The sequence below is a fragment of the Chromobacterium vaccinii genome (assembly GCF_001855275.1).
In the GTDB taxonomy this organism is placed as follows: Bacteria; Pseudomonadota; Gammaproteobacteria; order Burkholderiales; family Chromobacteriaceae; genus Chromobacterium; species Chromobacterium vaccinii.
The window spans coordinates 4,504,426-4,524,710 of the sequence record NZ_CP017707.1; the positions used below are offsets into that span (position 1 = coordinate 4,504,426).

Consider the following 20,285-nt stretch of genomic DNA (forward strand, 5'->3'; position numbering starts at 1 on the left):
TCTTTAACAGAACGAATAACCGATAGGTGTAAGTGCTTGGCGAAAGCCGAACACTTGCACTGCAAGAGACAAGAGATACTTGTTTATTTCTTTGAACTTGCGTGCCAGAAAATTTGCTTGAGATTGAACTGAAGAGTTTGATCCTGGCTCAGATTGAACGCTGGCGGCATGCTTTACACATGCAAGTCGAACGGTAACAGGGTGCTTGCACCGCTGACGAGTGGCGAACGGGTGAGTAATGCGTCGGAATGTACCGTGTAATGGGGGATAGCTCGGCGAAAGCCGGATTAATACCGCATACGCCCTGAGGGGGAAAGTGGGGGACCGTAAGGCCTCACGTTATACGAGCAGCCGACGTCTGATTAGCTAGTTGGTGAGGTAAGAGCTCACCAAGGCGACGATCAGTAGCGGGTCTGAGAGGATGATCCGCCACACTGGGACTGAGACACGGCCCAGACTCCTACGGGAGGCAGCAGTGGGGAATTTTGGACAATGGGCGCAAGCCTGATCCAGCCATGCCGCGTGTCTGAAGAAGGCCTTCGGGTTGTAAAGGACTTTTGTTCGGGAGGAAATCCCGCTGGTTAATACCTGGCGGGGATGACAGTACCGGAAGAATAAGCACCGGCTAACTACGTGCCAGCAGCCGCGGTAATACGTAGGGTGCAAGCGTTAATCGGAATTACTGGGCGTAAAGCGTGCGCAGGCGGTTGTGCAAGTCTGATGTGAAAGCCCCGGGCTCAACCTGGGAACGGCATTGGAGACTGCACGACTAGAGTGCGTCAGAGGGGGGTAGAATTCCACGTGTAGCAGTGAAATGCGTAGAGATGTGGAGGAATACCGATGGCGAAGGCAGCCCCCTGGGATGACACTGACGCTCATGCACGAAAGCGTGGGGAGCAAACAGGATTAGATACCCTGGTAGTCCACGCCCTAAACGATGTCAACTAGCTGTTGGGGGTTTGAATCCTTGGTAGCGTAGCTAACGCGTGAAGTTGACCGCCTGGGGAGTACGGCCGCAAGGTTAAAACTCAAAGGAATTGACGGGGACCCGCACAAGCGGTGGATGATGTGGATTAATTCGATGCAACGCGAAAAACCTTACCTGCTCTTGACATGTACGGAACTTGGTAGAGATATCTTGGTGCCCGAAAGGGAGCCGTAACACAGGTGCTGCATGGCTGTCGTCAGCTCGTGTCGTGAGATGTTGGGTTAAGTCCCGCAACGAGCGCAACCCTTGTCATTAGTTGCCATCATTAAGTTGGGCACTCTAATGAGACTGCCGGTGACAAACCGGAGGAAGGTGGGGATGACGTCAAGTCCTCATGGCCCTTATGAGCAGGGCTTCACACGTCATACAATGGTCGGTACAGAGGGTTGCCAAGCCGCGAGGTGGAGCTAATCTCAGAAAACCGATCGTAGTCCGGATCGCACTCTGCAACTCGAGTGCGTGAAGTCGGAATCGCTAGTAATCGCAGATCAGCATGCTGCGGTGAATACGTTCCCGGGTCTTGTACACACCGCCCGTCACACCATGGGAGTGAGTTTCACCAGAAGTGGGTAGGCTAACCGCAAGGAGGCCGCTTACCACGGTGGGATTCATGACTGGGGTGAAGTCGTAACAAGGTAGCCGTAGGGGAACCTGCGGCTGGATCACCTCCTTTCTAGAGAATGGCGATTGCCAAGCACTTACAGCCTATCGGTTATTTGTAGTTAAGGGCAGCCGGGTCGAGAGGCCTGGCGCAGAGAAGTTTACTGGGTTTGTAGCTCAGCTGGTTAGAGCACTGTGTTGATAACGCAGGGGTCGTAGGTTCGAGTCCTACCAGACCCACCAGTTGGGGGATTAGCTCAGTTGGGAGAGCACCTGCTTTGCAAGCAGGGGGTCGTCGGTTCGATCCCGTCATCCTCCACCACTCAATGCAAACAAAATCAAATTGAGAAGTTTGATTCTGTTTGCGTTGTATAAACGCCCGATCTTTAACAAACTGAAGAAGCCGAATATATTGAGACGGCGAGATGAAGGCATGCAGTTAATTCTGCATGCGGACAAATCGTCATCTTGGGTATTTGATTGTATCTAAGGCTGCGTCGCCATATCAAAAGGGGCGGTGCAGTCGTCGCACAAACACATCTTGTTGTTTTAGTGGTTTAGGCTGCTGAAATGATAGGGTCAAGCGACTAAGTGCATCTGGTGGATGCCTTGGCGATCACAGGCGATGAAGGACGTGTAAGCCTGCGAAAAGCGCGGGGGAGCTGGCAATAGAGCTTTGATCCCGCGATGTCCGAATGGGGAAACCCACCGCTTAGGCGGTATCCCTGACTGAATACATAGGTCAGAGGAGGCGAACCGAGTGAACTGAAACATCTAAGTAACTCGAGGAAAAGAAATCAACCGAGATTCCGTAAGTAGTGGCGAGCGAACGCGGAACAGCCTGTATGTGATAGAGATTGCGTTAGTGGAAGGTTCATGGAAAGGACCGCCGTAGTGGGTGATAGCCCCGTACACGAAAACGCATTCTTGGTACTAAGCATACGAGAAGTAGGGCGGGACACGCGAAATCCTGTCTGAATATGGGGGGACCATCCTCCAAGGCTAAATACTCGTGATCGACCGATAGTGAACCAGTACCGTGAGGGAAAGGCGAAAAGAACCCCGGGAGGGGAGTGAAATAGAACCTGAAACCGGATGCATACAAACAGTGGGAGCGGACTTGTTCCGTGACTGCGTACCTTTTGTATAATGGGTCAGCGACTTACGTTCAGTAGCAAGCTTAACCGAATAGGGGAGGCGTAGGGAAACCGAGTCCGAATAGGGCGCTTTAGTTGCTGGGCGTAGACCCGAAACCGAGTGATCTATCCATGGCCAGGATGAAGGTGCGGTAACACGCACTGGAGGTCCGAACCCACTAGTGTTGCAAAACTAGGGGATGAGCTGTGGATAGGGGTGAAAGGCTAAACAAACTCGGAGATAGCTGGTTCTCCCCGAAAACTATTTAGGTAGTGCCTCATGTATCACTTCCGGGGGTAAAGCACTGTTATGGCTAGGGGGTCATTGCGATTTACCAAACCATGGCAAACTCTGAATACCGGAAAGTGCGAGCATGGGAGACAGACGGTGGGTGCTAACGTCCATCGTCAAGAGGGAAACAACCCAGACCGCCAGCTAAGGTCCCAAATGATCAGTTAAGTGGTAAACGAAGTGGGAAGGCCCAGACAGCCAGGATGTTGGCTTAGAAGCAGCCATCATTTAAAGAAAGCGTAATAGCTCACTGGTCGAGTCGTCCTGCGCGGAAGATGTAACGGGGCTCAAACTGATAACCGAAGCTGCGGATGGGCGCGTAAGCGTCCGTGGTAGGGGAGCGTTCTGTAGGTCTGTGAAGGTGTCTCGTAAGGGATGCTGGAGATATCAGAAGTGCGAATGCTGACATGAGTAGCGATAAAGCGGGTGAAAAGCCCGCTCGCCGAAAGCCCAAGGTTTCCTACGCAACGTTCATCGGCGTAGGGTGAGTCGGCCCCTAAGGCGAGGCTGAAAAGCGTAGTCGATGGGAAACGGGTTAAAATTCCCGTACTTTTATGCAGTGCGATGTGGGGACGGAGAAGGTTAGGTCATCAGACTGTTGGAATAGTCTGTTTAAGCCGGTAGGCTGGAGTGGTAGGCAAATCCGCCGCTCCTTAAGGCCGAGAAGTGATGACGAGGGTCTACGGACCTGAAGTGACTGATACCACGCTTCCAGGAAAAGCCACTAAGCTTCAGCTGCATAAGAACCGTACCGCAAACCGACACAGGTGGGCAGGATGAGAATTCTAAGGCGCTTGAGAGAACTCAGGAGAAGGAACTCGGCAAATTGATACCGTAACTTCGGGAGAAGGTATGCCTGTTGAGGTGAATCCCCTGCGGGAGGAGCTTTGACAGGTCGCAGAGAATAGGTGGCTGCGACTGTTTAACAAAAACACAGCACTGTGCCAACACGAAAGTGGACGTATACGGTGTGACGCCTGCCCGGTGCCGGAAGGTTAAGTGATGGGGTGCAAGCTCTTGATCGAAGCCCCGGTAAACGGCGGCCGTAACTATAACGGTCCTAAGGTAGCGAAATTCCTTGTCGGGTAAGTTCCGACCCGCACGAATGGCGTAACGATGGCCACACTGTCTCCTCCTGAGACTCAGCGAAGTTGAAGTGTTTGTGAAGATGCAATCTACCCGCTGCTAGACGGAAAGACCCCGTGAACCTTTACTGTAGCTTTGCATTGGACTTTGAACAGACTTGTGTAGGATAGGTGGGAGGCTTTGAAGCTGAGACGCTAGTTTCAGTGGAGCCGTCCTTGAAATACCACCCTGGTGTGTTTGAGGTTCTAACCTTGGTCCGTGATCCGGATTGGGGACAGTGCATGGTAGGCAGTTTGACTGGGGCGGTCTCCTCCCAAAGTGTAACGGAGGAGTTCGAAGGTTACCTAGGTACGGTCGGAAATCGTGCTGATAGTGCAATGGCAAAAGGTAGCTTAACTGCGAGACCGACAAGTCGAGCAGGTGCGAAAGCAGGACATAGTGATCCGGTGGTTCTGAATGGAAGGGCCATCGCTCAACGGATAAAAGGTACTCCGGGGATAACAGGCTGATACCGCCCAAGAGTTCACATCGACGGCGGTGTTTGGCACCTCGATGTCGGCTCATCACATCCTGGGGCTGTAGCCGGTCCCAAGGGTATGGCTGTTCGCCATTTAAAGTGGTACGTGAGCTGGGTTCAAAACGTCGTGAGACAGTTTGGTCCCTATCTGCAGTGGGCGTTGGAAGTTTGACGGGGGCTGCTCCTAGTACGAGAGGACCGGAGTGGACGAACCTCTGGTGTACCGGTTGTCACGCCAGTGGCATAGCCGGGTAGCTAAGTTCGGAAGAGATAACCGCTGAAAGCATCTAAGCGGGAAACTTGCCTGAAGATGAGACTTCCCTGGAGGCTTGACCTCCCTGAAGAGTCGTTCGAGACCAGGACGTTGATAGGTCGGGTGTGGAAGCGCTGTGAGGCGTGAAGCTAACCGATACTAATTGCTCGTGAGGCTTGATCCTATCATTTGAGTGGCTTAGCAAGGCTAGGCGACGAGAGTGGATGTGCGAAGTACATCAAATACCGAATATATGCGGGTTGGTTGAATACCAGCCCAGGCTTCTTCAAGTTTGTGCCAGTTTATGTCTGGTGGCCTTAGCGAGGTGGTCCCACGCCTTCCCATCCCGAACAGGACCGTGAAACGCCTTAGCGCCGATGATAGTGTGGCATTCGCCATGTGAAAGTAGGACACCGCCAGACGCCCCATACGATAGCGCCGAGTCGATTCGACTCGGCGCTTCGCTTCGCGAGAAGCGAATCCAGAATTACGCGACAGCGTTCACGTTTTTTCTGGCGACCATAGCGAGATGGTCCCACGCCTTCCCATCCCGAACAGGACCGTGAAACATCTTAGCGCCGATGATAGTGTGGCATTCGCCATGTGAAAGTAGGACATCGCCAGATCCCCGATAAAAAGCCCCAGGCCAATGCCTGGGGCTTTTTGCGTTTTCGGCCTCGGCCAAGGTCGGAGGTGAAATTTTTTGTCGCATCCTGCCGCTGTATATTAATCTGATCTATAAAATGCAGACAGTATTCGATTGCTATCAAATCTGAAATGCGCGTCGGTTTGGCGCGATATCGGTGCGGTAAATCGGGAGGGGTTGCGGGCGGGAAGTTGGTTTGATCATGCCTTTCGGGTGGAGGCGCGTGTGGTTTGATCCGCTTGGAAAGCCTTGCGCTGGCTGATTTTGATAGCGTTTAAGTGCTAAAGAATATTTTATATTGTCAAACAAAACTGTCATCTCTTGTATACAATAGACGGTTCACCCGGACGCGAGGCCGGGGCTGCAAACAATATCGGAGAAACCCATGCAATTCGAATCCTTTGCTCATCAGCAGTCCGCTCTGCGCGACGCCATCACCGCCGCCTACCGGCGCGATGAACGCGAATGCGTACAGGCGCTGTTGTCGCAGGCGGCGATGAGTCCCGAGCAAATCGCATCAGTGCAAGACCTTGCGCGCCGACTGGTGACCGAGGTCCGCCGCGAGCGCACCCGCTCCAGCGGCGTGGACGCGCTGATGCACGAGTTCTCGTTGGACAGCAGCGAAGGGATCGCCCTGATGTGTCTGGCTGAGGCGCTGCTGCGCATCCCGGACCGCGAGACGGCCGACAAGCTGATCCGCGACAAGATTTCCCGCGGCGACTGGAAGGCCCACCTGGGCAACAGCTCGTCGCTGTTCGTCAATGCCGCTGCCTGGGGCCTGCTGGTGACCGGCAAGCTGGTTTCCTCACACAGCGCCAACGGCCTGTCGGCCGCGATGACACGGCTGATCGCCAAGGGCGGCGAGCCGCTGATCCGCAAGGGCGTCGACATGGCGATGCGCATGCTGGGCAAGCAGTTCGTCACCGGCGAAACGATTGAAGAGGCGCTGGCCAACGGCCGCGAGCGCGAAGCGCGCGGCTACCGCTTCAGCTACGACATGCTGGGCGAGGCGGCGATGACCGAGGCCGACGCGCAGCGTTATCTAAAGGACTACGTCACCGCCATCCATGCGATTGGCAAAGAATCGAACGGCCGCGGCATTTACGACGGCCCCGGCATCTCGGTGAAGCTGTCCGCCATCCACCCGCGTTACAGCCGCTTGAAGCACGAGCGGATGATGACGGAGCTGTTGCCGCGGCTGAAGGGATTGTTCCTGCTGGCCAAGCAATACAATATCGGTCTGAACATCGACGCCGAAGAGGCCGACCGTCTGGAAATCTCGATGGATTTGGTCGAGGCGCTGGCCAACGATTCGGATCTGAACGGCTTCGAAGGCATCGGCATCGTGGTGCAGGCCTACCAGAAACGCTGTCCTTTCGTGATCGACTTCCTGATCGACCTCGCGCGCCGCACCGGCCATCGCTTCATGGTGCGGCTGGTGAAGGGCGCCTACTGGGACGCCGAGATCAAACGTGCCCAGGTGGACGGCCTGCCGGGCTATCCGGTGTATACGCGCAAGGTGTACACCGACGTGTCCTATCTCGCCTGCGCCAAGAAGCTGCTGGCCGCTCAGGATGCGATCTATCCGCAGTTCGCCACCCACAATGCCTACAGCCTGGCCGCGGTCTACAATCTGGCCGCCGGCAAGGATTACGAATTCCAGTGCCTGCACGGCATGGGCGAGACCCTATACGATCAGGTGGTCGGCAAGGACAAGCTGGGCAAGGCCTGCCGCATCTACGCGCCGGTGGGTTCGCATGAGACGCTGCTGGCCTATCTGGTGCGCCGCCTGCTGGAAAACGGCGCCAACTCCTCCTTCGTCAACCGCATCGTCGACGAAAGCGTGTCCCTTGACGAGCTGGTGACCGATCCTGTGGCCGAAGCGGCGGCTTCCGCCGGCATGCCGCACAGCAAGATTTCGCTGCCGGAGTCGCTGTACGGCGACGGCCGCCGCAATTCCAAGGGCCTTGACCTGTCCAGCGAGCACGTGCTGGCTACGCTGCAGCTGGGTCTGCAGACGTCGGAGCAGCAGCGTTGGGCGGCGTTCCCGATGCTGGGCGACGGCGACGTCACCGACGGCGAGCTGCTGGAAGTGCGCAACCCGGCCGATCATGGCGACGTGGTCGGCAAGGTGCTGGAAGCCACCGCCGCCGACGTAGACCGCGCGCTGGCGCAGTCGGCGGCCATCGCCGCAGCCTGGGCCGCGACGCCGGTGGCCGAACGCGCCGCCAGCATCAAGCGCATGGCCGATCTGATGGAAATCAATATGCCGGCGCTGATGGGCCTGGCGGTGCGCGAGGCGGGCAAGACGCTGAACAACGCCATCGCCGAAGTGCGCGAGGCGGTGGACTTCTGCCGCTATTACGCGGCGCAGATCGTTTCCGAGTTCGACAACGCTAGCCACCAGCCGCTGGGTCCGGTGGTATGCATCAGCCCGTGGAACTTCCCGCTGGCCATTTTCATCGGCGAGGTCGTCGCATCTTTGGCCGCCGGCAACACCGTGCTGGCCAAGCCGGCCGAACAGACCAGCCTGATCGCGGCCTACGCGATCCGCCTGCTGCATGAGGCCGGCGTTCCGCGCGCCGCGCTGCAGTTCCTGCCGGGCCGCGGCGAGGTGGTCGGCGCCGCGTTGACCGGCGACGCGCGCATCCAGGGCGTGATCTTCACCGGCTCCACCGAAGTGGCGCAGATCATCAACCGCACGTTGGCCAAGCGCCATGACGATCCGGTGCTGGTGGCGGAAACCGGCGGCATGAACGCGATGATCGTCGACAGCTCGGCGCTGCCGGAGCAGGTGGTGACCGATGTGCTGAGCTCGGCTTTCGATTCCGCCGGCCAGCGCTGTTCCGCGCTGCGGGTGCTGTATTTGCAGAATGACATCGCCGACAAGGTGATCGCGATGATCAAGGGCGCGATGGATGAGCTGGAAGTCGGCAATCCCGCCAAGATCACCACCGACGTCGGCCCGGTGATCGACGCCGAAGCCCAGGCCGGCCTGCTGGCCCACATCGCCAGGATGAAGAACTCCGCCCGCGCGATGCACCAGACCAAGCTGTCCGCCGAGTGCGAGCAGGGCACTTTCGTCGCGCCGACGCTGTTCGAGATCGATAATCTGTCCGAGCTGAAGCGCGAGGTATTCGGCCCGGTGCTGCATGTGCTGCGCTACGCCGCGTCGGATCTGGACAAGGTGGTGGCCGAGATCAACGCCACCGGCTACGGCCTGACGCACGGCATCCACAGCCGCATCGACGAAACCATCGCCGACATCTGCGGCAAGATCAAGGTGGGCAACATCTACGTCAACCGCAACATCGTCGGCGCGGTGGTGGGCGTACAGCCGTTCGGCGGCGAGGGCAAGTCCGGCACCGGCCCCAAGGCCGGTGGTCCGTACTACCTGTACCGTCTGACCCGCACCGCCTGGCAGCCCAAGCTGGCGGCCGTGCATCAGGCCGCCGATCTGTCCGCGCTGGATGCGCTGGCCGCCGCGGCCAAGGCGCAGGGTCTGTCGTTGGACGGCGTCATCGCCGCCGCGCGCAAGGAAAGCCCGCTGGCGCATAACGTAATCTTGCCGGGCCCGACCGGCGAGAACAATGTCTTGTCCTTCGCCGGCCGCGGCCGCGTCGGCTGCGTCGCCGACGACGCGCAGGCGCTGGCCGAGCAATTGGCCGCCGTCTTCGCCGCAGGCAACCACGCGGTGGTCGCCGATGGCGAACTGGGCCGTCGATTCGCCTCCGCCTTGAACGGCCATGTATCTGTTGTGGCCGATGTGCTTGAAGCGGATGTCGAGGCGGTGTTGTATGTCGGCGCCAAGGTCGAGGAGGCCCGGCGCGAGCTGGCGGCCCGCGACGGCGCGCTGGTTCCGCTGATCCTGCGCGGCGAAAATGGCTACAATGTGCATCGGCTGGTGGTGGAGCGCGCGCTCAGCGTCAATACCACGGCGGCAGGCGGCAATGCCAGCCTGATGAGCATGACCGAATGATCAACTTGCCAGCCTCTGGCCGCGTTGGAATAATGCGGCCAGAGTTTTTACTTTAAGAGCAAGACTGGGATCCGGCCCCAAGCCGGTTGTGTAGAAGCGCGAAGTTGAAGCAACAAGGAAGAGGAACGAAGAGATGCAAGTATCCAAGCTGTCCACCCTGACCCTGGCGGTTGCCGCCGCTGTCGCCCTGTCCGCTTGCGGCAAGAAGGAAGAAGCCGCGCCCGCGGCCGGCGCCTCCGCTCCGGCCCAGGCCAGCGCAGGCGGCGACGTGATCAAGATCGGCTTTGCCGCTCCGCTGACCGGCCCGCAATCGCATTACGGCGAGGAATACAAGAATGGCGTGACCCTGGCCATCGAAGACGCCAACGCCGCCAAGCCGACCATCGCCGGCAAGCCGGTGACCTTCGAGCTCAATGCTCAGGACGACCAGGCTGATCCGAAAACCGCCACCCAGCTGGCGCAGAAGTTCGTCGACGAGAAAGTCGCCGGCATCATCGGCCACTTCAACTCCGGCACCGCCATTCCGGCCTCCAAGATTTACTCCGACGCCGGCATCCCGATGATCGCGATGGCCACCTCGCCGGTGTTCACTGCCCAAGGCTTCAAGAACACCTTCCGCTCGATGACCTCCGATACCCAGCAGGGCAGCGTGATGGGCAAGTTCGCGGTTGAGAAGCTGCACGCGAAGAAGATCGTCATCGTCGACGACCGCACCGCTTACGGCCAGGGCCTGGCGGATGAGTTCGAGAAAGCGGCCCGCGCTTCCGGCGGCGACGTGGTGAAGCGCGAGTTCACCAATGACAAGGCCACCGACTTCACCGCCATCCTGACCTCGATCAAGGGCGCGAATCCGGACGTGGTGTTCTACGGCGGCGCCGACGCGCAGTCCGCGCCGATGGTCAAGCAGATGAAGCGCCTGGGCCTCAAGGCTCCGTTGATTTCCGGCGAAATGACCAAGACCCCGACTTTCCTGCAACTGGCCGGCAAGGAAGCCGACGGCACCATCGCTTCGCTGGCGGGCCTGCCGCTGGAGCAGATGCCGGGCGGCAAGGACTACGAAACCCGCTACAAGGCCCGCTTCAAGGCCGACGTGGCCACTTACTCTCCGTACGGCTACGACGCCACCCGCGCGCTGATCCAGGCGATGGAGCAAGCCAACTCGGCCGATCCGAAGGCCTACCTGCCGGTGCTGGCCAAGATCACCCACCAAGGCGTGACGTCCAGCAACTGGACCTATGACGACAAGGGCGATCTGAAGGACGGCGGCATCACCGTCTACAAGGTCCAGAACGGCCAGTGGACCGTGATGGAAACCGTGGGCGGCGGCGCGGCGGCCAAGGACGCCTCCGCAGCCAAGTAAGCGGATTCGCTGCACGGCAAACGGCGCGGATATCCGCGCCGTTTTTGTGTGCGCGGACAAGCGGCAAGGCCCGCGCTAATATCGTCAACGACACATTCAAAGGGAGAGGCGCATGAAACGGGCAAGCATGGAAACGCCGCCGCCGTCGCCCTGCATCGGCGTATGCCGCCTGGACGACGGCGGGCAGGTCTGCACCGGCTGCCGCCGCACGCTGGACGAGATCGCCGGCTGGTCCAGCTACGACAAGGAGCGGAAGGAGCAGGTGTGGCGGCGGCTGTTGGCCTTGCCGCTGCCGGTGCAGGCCAAGACCTGTCCGCAATGCGGCAATGGCTTCACCTGCGGCGCGGGCGGGGAGAGCGGCGGTTGCTGGTGCGCCGATCTGCCGCTTGAGCTGTCGCCGAGCGGCGCGGACAGCGACTGTCTGTGCCCGGTTTGTTTGCAGAGGCGGCTGATATCCGGCAGTTGACGCAGGTGCCATGCGGCGTTTTCTTTGTTCTCTCTCGTGTTTTTGCGGCGGAGCGTGTCGTTTGGGCTTGCCATGGATGCGGAGCGCGGATTTAAATGCCATTGTGCTTGATGCGATGTTTCAGAATGGCATGATCGGCTGATCGCAACGGAGATTCCACCATGAGAGCAAGCGGAGCGGAAGCGGGGGCGGCATGGCCGTCCAGCTTGGACGAGGCGTTGGATGACAGGCTGGCGATGTTGAGGCGGCAAATACGGGAGCGGGCGCAGGAGATTTCCAGCGGCCAGTCCGGTGGCGGCCCGGCCGCGGCCGGGATGGACATCAGCGCGCTGGGCCAGGCGGTGGACGAGCTGCTGCAAGGGCGCTCGGTGGCGGAGCGGCCTGGCTTCTTTGATCTGTTTCCCCCTTTTACCTGCGTATGCGCGCTGCTGTGCCTGGCTTTCGCCAGCTTTGGCCTGCTGTTTCCATTGTTCGCCGACTCGGTGGCCGGCGCAGGCAAGGGCTCGGCGCTGGTGGCCGGTTTCCTGGACATCGCCAAGATTTTCGCCGGCGCGATCGTCGGCTCCACTTCTTCCGTCGTGCTTTCGGCGTCGCGCGCGCGCCGTTCCGGCTGATTTCGCTTGGGAAAGAATATGGCTTATCAAGTGTTGGTTTCGGGCGAGCATCGCGCGCTGGAATGGTGTGGCGAGTTGAGCGACGCGTCCCAGGCAGTCGAGCTTGTCTCCGCCTGCATCGGCGAACGCTGCGAACGCTTGCTGATTTCGCATGAGGTTTTGCCGGCGGCTTTTTTCCAGCTGAGCAGCCGGTTCGCCGGCGAATTCCTGCAGAAGCTGCAGAATTATCGGCTGCAGACCGCGGTGGTGATAGACGCGGAGCGGGACTATGGTGAGCGCTTCGGCGAATACCTGCGCGAAGCGAGGCGCGGGCGTTTCTCGCGGCTGTTCCTGAGCCGGGAGTAGGCGCTGGAATGGCTGGCGGCGCGCTGATAGTTTCCGCCGCGCTGTCGATAGATTGGCGCGGGCGCCCGCAAGCTTCGCCGGCGGTTGATTCGAGGCAGGCCGCGCCTGTTCGGCGTGGACGAGCCCGGAGGTTCCGAAGGCTCGATCTTACAACTTGATGCCGCGCCCTGGCGGCGCGGCAGGCACGGAGGCGGGATGCTGGAACGGGATGTGGTGCGCAGCAAGGCGGAGGGTGGCATCGCGCGGCTGGAGCTGAACCGGCCGGACTGCCTGAACGCGATGAACCGCCAGTTGCTGCGGCAACTGCTGGCCGCGCTGGAGTGGGCGGCGGCCGACGACGCGGTGAGGGCGGTGATCATCACCGGCCATGGCCGGGTATTTTCCGCGGGTGCCGACATCCGCTATCTGAACCGGGCGCCGGCGGCCGAAGTGCGGGAGCTGGCCAGGCTGGCGGTGGCGGTCACCGGCCGGATCGAGGCGCTGGGCAAGCCAGTGCTGGCCGCGATCAACGGCGACGCGCTGGGCGGCGGCCTGGAGATTTCCGAGGCATGCGCTTTGCGGGTGGCGGCCTCTCACGCCCGCTTCGGCCATCCGGAAGTGAAGATAGGCGCGGTGGCCGGTTTCGGCGGCACCACCCGGCTGCCCAGGCTGATCGGCAAGGGCAGGGCGGCGGAGATGTTGCTGACCGGCAGGCTGATAGACGCCGACGAGGCATGTCGGCTGGGCCTGGTCAACCGGGTGGTGGCGGCCGAAGCGTTGATGGCCGAGTCCGAGGCGCTGCTGGGCGAGGTGCTGGCCCAATCGCCGCTGGCGGTGAGGCTGAGTTGGGAGGCGATGCATCGCGGCCTGTCCTTGTCCGAGGACGAATCGGCGCGGCTGGGCGCCGATTATTTCGGCCTGGCGGCGCAGAGCGAGGACTTCCGCATCGGCACCCGCGCCTTTCTGGACAACCGGGCGCCTAAGTTCAAGGGGCGCTGAGGAGGCGATCATGAAGCCGCGCATCACCTTGCTGACGCTGGGCGTAGACGATCTGGAACGTTCGCTGGCGTTTTACCGCGACGGGCTGGGATTGGCGAGCGAGGGCATCGTCGGCGCCGAGTTCGAGCACGGCGCCGTCGCTTTTTTCGAGCTGGAAGGCGGGCTGAGGCTGGCGCTGTTTCCGCGGGAGAGCCTGGCGCGCGACGCCGGCCTGCCGAAGCAGCCGGCCAGCGCCACCGAGTTGACGATAGGCCACAACGTCGCTTCCCGCGCGGAGGTGGACGCGGTAATGGCGCAGGCCAGCATGGCCGGCGCGGCCATCGTCAAGCCGGCCCAGGATACGTTCTGGGGCGGCTACGCCGGGTATTTCCAGGACCCGGACGGCCATTTGTGGGAAGTGGCGTGGAACCCTCAGTGGGAAGTCGGGGACTGATTTGCGGGGGCATCCGGTTTTGCCGCGGCTGGCGAGTGTTCGCAAGCCCGGCGGAGCCGGCTTAGTTGTCCCAGACATTCCCCAGCGTGCGGATGGCGGCGTCCATCTGCGTGGCCATTTTGGCGTGGTCGGATAGGCTGGGGTGCCAGTTGCAGCCGGTCAACTCGATATTCTGCCAGTCTACGTAAGCCACCGTCGTCCCCTGTCGTCTTTCCTCGTCGGCGATGCGGCTGACCAGCGGCCGCATCCGGTCGGCCGGCCATAGATAGGTGGCGGCCAAGAGGAAGGCCGGATTGCCGTAGCGCTGTTTCAACTGGGCGATCAGGCCGTGGTAGGCTCGGACGTAATCATCGGCCAGTTGCTGTTGGCTGCGCTTTTCATCGGGACCGACATCGGTGCCGAAATCGTTGACGCCCAGCGCGATCACCACCAACTGCGGCCGCCAGCCATAACGGCGGCCTGCGTTGTTGCCAGGGGCGGTTTCAGGCAAGTTCTGCAGCAGGCGGGGGTGGTAGCTGCGGTAATCCACTTGCGGCATATTGCCGCCCCAGTTGCGCACCATGCCCATGCCGGACATGCCGTTGTTTTGGATTTGGGCGCCATAGAGCTTGCCCAGATAGGCGGCGAAGCTTTGGCTGGCGTCGCTGCGTTCGACGATCTGCCGATCGGTGCAGTCGCGGGTGGCGGACAGATTGCCGTAGGCCACGGTCCAGGAGTCGCCGATGAATTCTATTTGGCGGCGCGGTTTGGGCGGAAGCCCCAAGGGCCATCCCTGGCGCAGCGAAAACCCTTTGAACAGGCCCGGATTGTCTGGCGACTGGGTCAGCTTGAACAGGCGCACGGCATGGGGCTTGCTGTCGGGCAGATCTTGCCAAATGGTTCGCTCGCCGGCGGCCGGGCTGATTTTTTGCACGGCTTTGCCGTCCACCTCCAGCGCGTAATAGTTGACCGCATCCTCCAGCGTGACGCCCACCGCCTGTGCGGCGACACGGACATTCCAGTTTGCGCCGGGCCAGGTGGCTTGCCAGCCGTCGGCGTGGCGAACTTGCCGCCCTTCGGTTTGCACCGCCCAGCTCGGCACGGACGAGGCGGCATGGGCAAAGGGAACGACGGACAGCAGGCATAGCGCCGCCAGGAATTTTACATTTTTCATCATTTTCTCCATTTAAATGCCATTTGAATTATTGGACGCAATTAAATAAATTCAATGGATATTTTCATGGAGGACAGATCTCGAGCGGCGAGCCCGGTCAGTCTTTGCCCGACCAGCGGTCCTCGTAGACCAGATCGGCCAGGTTTTGCCGCCGCGCCCAGTTTTCTTGTTCCAGCATCGGCTTCTCGTAAAAAGCCTCGACGTGGCCGATGCATAGTATCGCCACCGGCCGCGCGCCTTCCGGCATGGCTAGCAGGGCGGCGAGCGTGTCCGGATCGAAGATCGATACCCAGCCCAGGCCCAGGCCTTCGGCGCGGGCGGCCAGCCACATGTTCTGGATCGCGCAGGCCACCGAGGCCAGGTCCATCTCCGGCAGCGTGCGGCGGCCGAACACGTGGCGCTCGCGGCCGTCCATCAGCGCCGCCACCAGAACTTCGCCGCATTCGAGCAAGCCTTCCACCTTCAGCCTCATGAATTCTTCTTCGCGCTCGCCCAGCGCGCGGGCGGTCTGGATACGCTCCTCTTCTACCAGCGCGTGCAGTTGGCCACGCAGTGAGGTGCTGCGGATGCGGATGAAGCGCCATGGCTGCATGAAGCCGACGCTGGGCGCGAAGTGGGCGGCGGCGAGCAGCCGCTGCAGGGTGTCGGGATCGACCGGATCCGGCTTGAAGTGGCGCATGTCGCGGCGTTCGCGGATGGCGCGGTAGACGGCGTCGATGTCGGATTGCGGGTAACGGCTCATTTCAGGAACAACCTTGCTGCGGCGATCGGGTTCGAAGGGAAATAGGCGTGGAAATAGCTAGCCAGCAGGCTGCCGCGGCGGTACAGCGCCTCGCCGGTTCCGGCGCCGCTGGCGCGCGTCGCGCGGGCGATCGGCTCCAGAGCCGTTTCCAGCCGGGTGTAGTGGAAGGTATGGCCGCGCAGCGCGCCGCCGGGGAAGTCCATTTGCTGCAGGCCCAACCCGCACAGCCGCTCTTGCAGCCTGGCGTGACCGGGCAGCAGCCCCAGCATCGCCGCGCTGTCGTTATCGCGGTTGGTCAGCCTGTCCAGCAGGTAGAGCATGCCGCCGCACTCGGCGTACAGCGGCTTGCCGGTCTCGATGTGCCCGTGCAGCGCCGCTTTCAGCGCAGTATTGGCGGACAGCGTTTCAAGATGCAGCTCCGGGTAGCCGCCGGGCAGGTAGACCGCGTCGCAGTCGGGCAGCGCGGCGTCGGCCAGCGGAGAGAAGAAGGCCAGCTCCGCGCCCAGTTGGGCCAGTGTTTCCAGATTGGCCGGGTAGACGAAGGCGAAGGCCGCGTCGCGGGCGATGGCGATGCGCTTGCCGGCCAGCAGTTTCGGCACGTCAGCTTGTGCGACAGGGGGAAACGCCACCACCGGCGGCAACTCGGCCAGTGCGGTGGCGGCGATCTGCGACGCCGCGCGGTCGAGGCGTTCGTCCAGATCGGCGATTTCCCGCGCCTGCACCAGGCCCAGATGGCGTTCCGGCAGCCGCGCCGCCTCGTCGCGGCGCAGCGCGGCCAGCAGCGGCAGGTGCTCAGGCAGTTGCTGGGCCAGCATCTCGGCGTGGCGCTCGCTGGCGACGTGGTTGGCGATGAGGCCGTGAAAGGCCAGGCCGGGGCGGAAGCTGGCCAGGCCGTGGGCGATGGCGGCGAAGGTCTGCGCCATGCCGGCGGCGTCTATCACCGCCGCCAGCGGCACGCCGAGCAGGGCGGCCAGGTCGGCGCTGCTGGGCGTGCCGTCGAACAGGCCCATGCTTCCCTCGATCAGGATCAGATCGGCGTCGGCGGCGGCCTGATGCAGCCGGGCGCGGCAGTCGTCCTCGCCGTTCATCCACAGGTCCAGGCCAAAGACGGTGTGGCCGCTGGCCCGCTCGAGAATATAGGGATCGAGGAAGTCCGGCCCGGTCTTGAACACCCGCACCCGGCGGCCTTGATTGCGGTGATGCCGCGCCAGCGCCGCCGTCACCGTGGTCTTGCCCTGGTGCGAGGCGGGGGCGGTCAGGAGCAGCGCCGGACAGCGGCGGGCCGTCATCAGAACTCCACCCCGCGCTGCGCCTTGATGCCCTGCTCGCGGTACGGGTGTTTGACCAGCCGCATCTCGGTGACCAGATCCGCGGCTTCCAGCAAGGCTTCCGGCGCGTGGCGGCCGGTGACCACCACGTGCTGCATCGCCGGCCGCGCGGCGAAGGCGGCCAGCACCTCGTCCAGCGGCAGGTATTCGTATTTCAGCACCACGTTCAATTCGTCCAGGATCACCATGTCGTAATCGTCGCTTGCCAGCATCGCCAGCGCCTGTTCCCAGCCCTTGCGCGCGGTGGCGATGTCGGCTTCGCGGTCCTGGGTGTTCCAGGTATAGCCTTCGCCCATGGTGTGGAAGTCGCAGTTGTCGAAGCCGCCCAGCAGGTCGCGCTCGGCGGTGTGCAGCGCGCCCTTGATGAACTGCACCACGCCCAGGCGCATGCCGTGGCCGACGGCGCGCAGGCCCATGCCGAAGGCGGCGCTGCTCTTGCCCTTGCCGGTGCCGGTGTTGACGATGAGCAGGCCCTTCTCGCCGGTGGCGGCGGCCTTTTTCTTTTCGAAGCCCGCCTTGCGTTTCTCGGTCATGCGCTGGTGGGAGGCCGGATCGGTTTTCATAGTGTCGTCCTTGTGTGGGGCCGGCGCCGTCAGCGGCGCAGCAGCCAGATGAAGAAGGCGCCGCCGACGGCGGCGGTGCCGACGCCGACCGGGATGTCTTCCGGCGCGATCAGCGTGCGCGCGGCGGCGTCCACCCAGATCAGGAACAGCGCGCCCAACAGCGCGCAGGCCGGCAGCAGCCGGCGGTGGTCGGCGCCGACGCAGCGGCGGGCGATGTGCGGAATCATCAGGCCGACAAAGCCGATCGCGCCGCTGACCGCCACCATGGTGCCGGTCAGCAGCGACGACGCGGCGAACACCGCCAGCCGCAGCCGGGTCACGCGTATGCCCAGCGTGACCGCGGTCTGCTCGCCGGCCATCAGCGCGTTCAGCGGCCGCGCCACCGCCAGCAGCGCGACCAGGCCCAGGCACAGCGCGGCCAGCGGCGCCGGCAGCAGCTCCCAGCGCGCCTGGCCCAGGCCGCCCAGCATCCAGAACAGCACCGCCGAGGCCGAGCGATGGTCGCCCAGATACAGCATCAGATTGGCCAGCGCCATCAAGAGGAAGGACACGGCCACGCCGGCCAGCAGCAGCCGTTCGGCCTGCAAGCGGCGCTGGCGCACGGCGATGCCGGTGACCAGCAGGGTGGCCAGCAAGGCGCCGGTGAAGGCGGCCAGCGGCAGGGTGGCGCCGCCCAGCACATTGCCGCTGAACAGCAGCACCGTCACCGCGCCCAGCGTGGCGCCGGAGCTGACGCCCAGCAGGTGCGGGTCGGCCAGCTGGTTGCGGGTAGTGGCCTGCAGCGCCGCGCCCACCAGCGCCAGGCCGGCGCCGACCATGCCGCCCAGCAGCACGCGCGGCAGCCGCAGCTGCCAGATGATCAGATCCTGGCCTGGCTGCCAGGCCGGCGCCACCGGCAGGCCCAGCTGGTGCAGCAGCACATTGGCGCTGACGGAGAATGCCACCGGCGCGGCGCCCAGGCCGGAGGCCAGCGGCAGCGACAGCGTGAGCAGGGCCAGCAAGGCGCCCAGCAGCGGCCAGGCCGGCGGACGGTTGACGGCGGTGCGGATCACTTGGCGAAGGCCTCCGGGTGCAGGCCGCGCGCCAGCGCGCTGATCGCGTCGGCATTGGCGATGCCGGGCGTCGCGCTGTCGTAGGGCAGCACGATGAAGCGCTTGTCGCGTACCGCCGCGATCTTGTTCAGCGCCGGGTGTTTCCGCAGGAAGGCGATCTTCTGCTGCGCGGTGACCTTGCCGTAATCGATGATCACGATGGCCTGCGGATTGCGCGCCACCACGGTTTCCCAATCGACGCGGGTCCAGCTGGCGTTGACGTCGCTGAGGATGTTGCGGCCGCCGGCGGCCTGGATCAGCGCGTCGGGCATCGCCAGCCGGCCGGCGCTGAAGGGGCGGTCCTCGCCGCTGTCGTAGACGAAGACCGACGGCGTGGCCTTGCGCTTGGCGACGCGGGCGGAGACGCCGTCCACCTTGGCGCGCATGCCGGCCACCACCTTTTGAGCGCGCGGCTCCACATCGAAGATGCGGCCGAGGGCATTGATGTCGCGGTAGACGTCGTCAAGACTGGAGGCCGGGCGCTTCATCACGTGGGCGCAGGATTCGCTGAGCTCGTAGACATTGATGCCCAGGGGCGCCAGCGAGGCCGGCGTCACCGGACCGCCGACGCGCAGGCCGTAATTCCAGCCGGCGAAGAAGAAGTCGGCGTTGCGGGCCAGCAGCGCTTCCGACGACGGGTAGTCGCCGGCCAGCTCCGGCAACGGGCCCAGCGCCCGCTTCAGCGGCGCGTTCAGCTTGTTCCAGGCGCTGATGCCGGTGTAGCCGACCATGCGGTTCTGCAGGCCCAGCGCCACCATCATCTCGGTCAGATTGATGTCGTGGCTGACGGCGCGCTGCGGCGCGCGCTGGAAGGTGACCTTGCGGTTGCAGCTGTCCACGGTGAGCGGGTAGCGGGTGGCGTGGACTTGGGCGGACAGCAGCGCGGCCAGGCCGCAGGCGATGAGCAAAGGCGGATTCAGTTTCATGCGTTATCTTCTTCCAACAGGGTGATGCGGGGATGGCCGGCCTGCGGGTGGCGATCCACCAGCGCGCGCACGCCGAACACCTCCGCCAGCAAGGACGGCGTCAGCACCGCTTCCGGCGCGCCGCTGGCGACGACGCGGCCGGCCTTCAGCGCGTACAGCCGGTGGCAGAAGGCGGCGGCCAGGTTCAGGTCGTGCAGCGTGGCGACGGCGGCGATGCCCAGCCGGCGCACCAGGCGCAGCAGCGACAATTGGTGGCGCAGGTCCAGGTGATTGGTCGGCTCGTCCAGGATCAGCAGCTCCGGCTTCTGGGCCAGCGCCCGCGCCAGCAGCGCGCGCTGCTTCTCGCCGCCGGACAGGGTGGCGAAAGGCTGGTGTTGCTGCGACGTCAGGCCCACCTGGGTCAGCGCCTCGTCGACGATGGCGTGGTCGGCGGCGCTGCCGCCGCGCAGCAGCGACTGGTGCGGAATGCGGCCCATGTCGGCCACTTCGCGCACGGTCAGGCCGAAGTCCTCGGGGAACTCCTGCAGCACCACCGCCACGCGGCGGGCGAAGGAGGCGGCGGATTGGCCCCAGATGTCGGCGCCGTCGAGTTTGGCTTTACCCGCCAGCGGCTTGTTGAAGCGGAAGGCGCAGCGCAGCGTGCTGGTCTTGCCGCTGCCGTTGGGGCCGATGACGCCGACGAATTCGCCGGGCCGGACGGTGAGCGCGATGTCGCGCAGCAGCCTCGCCTCAGGCGCTGTCGCCGCGTCAGGCGACCAGTCCAGGCCGCATAGTTCCAATGCGCTCACC

General features: G+C 62.8%; 14 protein-coding genes, 2 tRNA genes and 4 rRNA genes. 13 read left to right on the top strand and 7 right to left on the bottom strand.

Going from position 1 to position 20,285, the window contains the following annotated elements:
- Positions 1 to 125: 125 nt before the first annotated feature.
- From BKX93_RS20865 to BKX93_RS20925, 13 genes are all read left to right on the top strand, one after another.
- Positions 126 to 1,661, top strand: a 16S ribosomal RNA gene (locus BKX93_RS20865).
- A 93-nt stretch (positions 1,662 to 1,754) separates the two neighbouring features.
- A tRNA-Ile gene (locus BKX93_RS20870) sits at positions 1,755 to 1,831 on the top strand.
- Between the two features lie 3 nt (positions 1,832 to 1,834).
- A tRNA-Ala gene (locus BKX93_RS20875) sits at positions 1,835 to 1,910 on the top strand.
- A gap of 255 nt (positions 1,911 to 2,165) precedes the next feature.
- Positions 2,166 to 5,056: ribosomal RNA gene (locus tag BKX93_RS20880) — 23S ribosomal RNA — on the top strand.
- A 123-nt stretch (positions 5,057 to 5,179) separates the two neighbouring features.
- Positions 5,180 to 5,294 (top strand): 5S ribosomal RNA (gene rrf, locus BKX93_RS20885).
- Between the two features lie 89 nt (positions 5,295 to 5,383).
- A 5S ribosomal RNA gene (gene rrf, locus BKX93_RS20890) occupies positions 5,384 to 5,498 on the top strand.
- Together the 16S, 23S and 5S rRNA genes with 2 tRNA genes alongside form the textbook arrangement of a ribosomal RNA operon.
- Before the next feature lie 405 nt (positions 5,499 to 5,903).
- Positions 5,904 to 9,497 (top strand): trifunctional transcriptional regulator/proline dehydrogenase/L-glutamate gamma-semialdehyde dehydrogenase, encoded by a 3,594-nt coding sequence (gene putA / locus BKX93_RS20895; RefSeq protein ID WP_070981202.1) that lies wholly within the window; start codon positions 5,904 to 5,906, stop codon positions 9,495 to 9,497.
- A 133-nt stretch (positions 9,498 to 9,630) separates the two neighbouring features.
- Positions 9,631 to 10,857, top strand: a complete 1,227-nt coding sequence (locus BKX93_RS20900; RefSeq protein ID WP_070981204.1) for a branched-chain amino acid ABC transporter substrate-binding protein — start codon at positions 9,631 to 9,633, stop codon at positions 10,855 to 10,857.
- Between the two features lie 112 nt (positions 10,858 to 10,969).
- Positions 10,970 to 11,323, top strand: a complete 354-nt coding sequence (locus BKX93_RS20905; protein ID WP_083340622.1) for a cysteine-rich CWC family protein — start codon at positions 10,970 to 10,972, stop codon at positions 11,321 to 11,323.
- Positions 11,324 to 11,484: 161 nt separating this feature from the next.
- The gene (locus BKX93_RS20910) at positions 11,485 to 11,937 is read left to right on the top strand and encodes a hypothetical protein (protein ID WP_145929360.1); all 453 of its coding nucleotides are present in this window, start codon (positions 11,485 to 11,487) and stop codon (positions 11,935 to 11,937) included.
- A gap of 18 nt (positions 11,938 to 11,955) precedes the next feature.
- On the top strand, positions 11,956 to 12,282 hold the full coding sequence (locus BKX93_RS20915; protein WP_070981208.1) for a DUF4180 domain-containing protein: 327 nt from the start codon (positions 11,956 to 11,958) through the stop codon (positions 12,280 to 12,282).
- A 195-nt stretch (positions 12,283 to 12,477) separates the two neighbouring features.
- On the top strand, positions 12,478 to 13,260 hold the full coding sequence (locus tag BKX93_RS20920; RefSeq protein ID WP_070981209.1) for an enoyl-CoA hydratase/isomerase family protein: 783 nt from the start codon (positions 12,478 to 12,480) through the stop codon (positions 13,258 to 13,260).
- A 10-nt stretch (positions 13,261 to 13,270) separates the two neighbouring features.
- Complete coding sequence (locus BKX93_RS20925) at positions 13,271 to 13,693, top strand: VOC family protein (RefSeq protein ID WP_046158480.1); 423 nt, start codon at positions 13,271 to 13,273, stop codon at positions 13,691 to 13,693.
- A 61-nt stretch (positions 13,694 to 13,754) separates the two neighbouring features.
- Here the strand turns inward: BKX93_RS20925 and BKX93_RS20930 are convergent, their stop codons facing one another.
- The 7 genes from BKX93_RS20930 to BKX93_RS20960 form a co-directional block, all read right to left on the bottom strand.
- The gene (locus tag BKX93_RS20930; protein WP_070981213.1) at positions 13,755 to 14,846 is read right to left on the bottom strand and encodes an SGNH/GDSL hydrolase family protein; all 1,092 of its coding nucleotides are present in this window, start codon (positions 14,844 to 14,846) and stop codon (positions 13,755 to 13,757) included.
- A gap of 97 nt (positions 14,847 to 14,943) precedes the next feature.
- Complete coding sequence (bluB, locus tag BKX93_RS20935) at positions 14,944 to 15,588, bottom strand: 5,6-dimethylbenzimidazole synthase (protein WP_070981214.1); 645 nt, start codon at positions 15,586 to 15,588, stop codon at positions 14,944 to 14,946.
- Positions 15,585 to 16,877: a cobyrinic acid a,c-diamide synthase CobB gene (locus tag BKX93_RS20940; RefSeq protein WP_070981215.1), complete on the bottom strand. Its 1,293-nt coding sequence runs from the start codon at positions 16,875 to 16,877 to the stop codon at positions 15,585 to 15,587. The genes bluB and BKX93_RS20940 overlap by 4 nt, the downstream gene beginning before the upstream one ends.
- On the bottom strand, positions 16,877 to 17,479 hold the full coding sequence (cobO, locus tag BKX93_RS20945; protein ID WP_070981216.1) for a cob(I)yrinic acid a,c-diamide adenosyltransferase: 603 nt from the start codon (positions 17,477 to 17,479) through the stop codon (positions 16,877 to 16,879). The genes BKX93_RS20940 and cobO overlap by 1 nt, the downstream gene beginning before the upstream one ends.
- A 29-nt stretch (positions 17,480 to 17,508) precedes the next feature.
- Positions 17,509 to 18,531, bottom strand: coding sequence for a FecCD family ABC transporter permease (locus tag BKX93_RS20950; RefSeq protein WP_244887202.1), 1,023 nt, complete (start codon positions 18,529 to 18,531; stop codon positions 17,509 to 17,511).
- Complete coding sequence (locus tag BKX93_RS20955) at positions 18,528 to 19,496, bottom strand: ABC transporter substrate-binding protein (protein WP_070981217.1); 969 nt, start codon at positions 19,494 to 19,496, stop codon at positions 18,528 to 18,530. Before BKX93_RS20955 ends, BKX93_RS20950 begins: the two co-directional genes overlap by 4 nt.
- Positions 19,493 to 20,284, bottom strand: coding sequence for an ABC transporter ATP-binding protein (locus BKX93_RS20960; protein WP_070981218.1), 792 nt, complete (start codon positions 20,282 to 20,284; stop codon positions 19,493 to 19,495). Before BKX93_RS20960 ends, BKX93_RS20955 begins: the two co-directional genes overlap by 4 nt.
- Between the last annotated feature and the right edge of the window lies 1 nt (position 20,285).

Excerpts from the sequence above, each read along its gene's own strand:
- cobO (WP_070981216.1), bottom strand. The coding sequence starts at position 17,479 with ATGAAAACCGATCCGGCCTCCCACCAGCGCATGACCGAGAAACGCAAG.
- BKX93_RS20940 (WP_070981215.1), bottom strand. The coding sequence starts at position 16,877 with ATGACGGCCCGCCGCTGTCCGGCGCTGCTCCTGACCGCCCCCGCCTCG.
- BKX93_RS20955 (WP_070981217.1), bottom strand. The coding sequence starts at position 19,496 with ATGAAACTGAATCCGCCTTTGCTCATCGCCTGCGGCCTGGCCGCGCTG.
- BKX93_RS20915 (WP_070981208.1), top strand. The coding sequence starts at position 11,956 with ATGGCTTATCAAGTGTTGGTTTCGGGCGAGCATCGCGCGCTGGAATGG.
- BKX93_RS20925 (WP_046158480.1), top strand. The coding sequence starts at position 13,271 with ATGAAGCCGCGCATCACCTTGCTGACGCTGGGCGTAGACGATCTGGAA.
- BKX93_RS20930 (WP_070981213.1), bottom strand. The coding sequence starts at position 14,846 with ATGAAAAATGTAAAATTCCTGGCGGCGCTATGCCTGCTGTCCGTCGTT.
- BKX93_RS20905 (WP_083340622.1), top strand. The coding sequence starts at position 10,970 with ATGAAACGGGCAAGCATGGAAACGCCGCCGCCGTCGCCCTGCATCGGC.
- BKX93_RS20910 (WP_145929360.1), top strand. The coding sequence starts at position 11,485 with ATGAGAGCAAGCGGAGCGGAAGCGGGGGCGGCATGGCCGTCCAGCTTG.
- putA (WP_070981202.1), top strand. The coding sequence starts at position 5,904 with ATGCAATTCGAATCCTTTGCTCATCAGCAGTCCGCTCTGCGCGACGCC.
- BKX93_RS20900 (WP_070981204.1), top strand. The coding sequence starts at position 9,631 with ATGCAAGTATCCAAGCTGTCCACCCTGACCCTGGCGGTTGCCGCCGCT.
- bluB (WP_070981214.1), bottom strand. The coding sequence starts at position 15,588 with ATGAGCCGTTACCCGCAATCCGACATCGACGCCGTCTACCGCGCCATC.
- BKX93_RS20920 (WP_070981209.1), top strand. The coding sequence starts at position 12,478 with ATGCTGGAACGGGATGTGGTGCGCAGCAAGGCGGAGGGTGGCATCGCG.